The following is an 846-nucleotide window of genomic DNA, read 5'->3' as shown; positions in this document are numbered from 1 at the left end:
CCAACCTGCCAGTCGTTTGGTGCATAGCCCGCATCAACTGCCGCACGGCTGGCACCAACCGCAGCACCAAGCTTGTCAGCAACAGGCAGGATCACTTCCTGGAATTTTTCCGATGAACCAAGTGCACGACCGCCCGAGATAATGATCTTGGCAGAGGTCAGCTCCGGACGATCACCACCCGAAAGCGCGTTCTCAACAAAGCTCGACAGTGCCGGATCGCTCGCAGCATTCACGCTTTCAACTGCAGCCGAGCCACCTTCGCCGGTAGCCTGGAACGAAGCCGTACGAACGGTGATGACCTTCTTGGCATCAGTTGACTGCACAGTCTGGATTGCATTGCCTGCATAGATCGGACGCTTGAACGTATCAGCGGACACCACTTCCATGATTTCAGAAAGCTGCATCACATCGAGAAGTGCTGCAACGCGTGGAAGCACGTTCTTGGCCGAAGTGGTTGCTGGTGCGATGATCGTGTCGTACTGGCCTGCAAGTTCAACAATGAGTGCTGCCAATGGCTCAGCCAGACGGTTTTCCAGCGCATCGCTTTCAGCCAGCAGAACCTTGCGCACACCGGAAAGCTTTGCAGCTGCGTCAGCTGCAGCTTTCGCACCCTTGCCTGCAACCAGCACGTCCACATCGCCACCGATTTTACCGGCAGCCGTCAGTGCCTTTGCGGTCTGATCGGAAAGGCTTGCATTGTCATGTTCGGCAATAAGAAGAATAGCCATTTATCTTGTCCCTTCCGATTTCTTACAATACGCCATCGGCCTTGAGCTTCTCGACCAGTTCGGAAACCGAACCGACCTTGACGCCCGCCTTGCGGCCACCCGGTTCTTCAGTCTTCAA

At 55.4% G+C, this 846-nt stretch carries 1 protein-coding gene and 1 pseudogene; both read right to left on the bottom strand.

Translation table 11 applies throughout. The features are described from left to right. Positions 1–728: electron transfer flavoprotein subunit alpha/FixB family protein (locus OIV19_RS23615; protein ID WP_264234341.1), on the bottom strand; the 728-nt coding region annotated here is incomplete at its 3' end. 22 nt (positions 729–750) lie between these two features. After that, positions 751–846 (bottom strand): annotated as a pseudogene (locus OIV19_RS23610) (electron transfer flavoprotein subunit beta/FixA family protein); the annotation flags it as partial.

Origin of the sequence: Brucella sp. HL-2, from assembly GCF_025846885.2 — a bacterium.
GTDB lineage: Bacteria > Pseudomonadota > Alphaproteobacteria > Rhizobiales > Rhizobiaceae > Brucella > Brucella quorumnocens.
The sequence above is the reverse complement of the archived record's forward strand: the minus strand, read 5'-3'. Positions and strand labels throughout refer to the sequence as shown.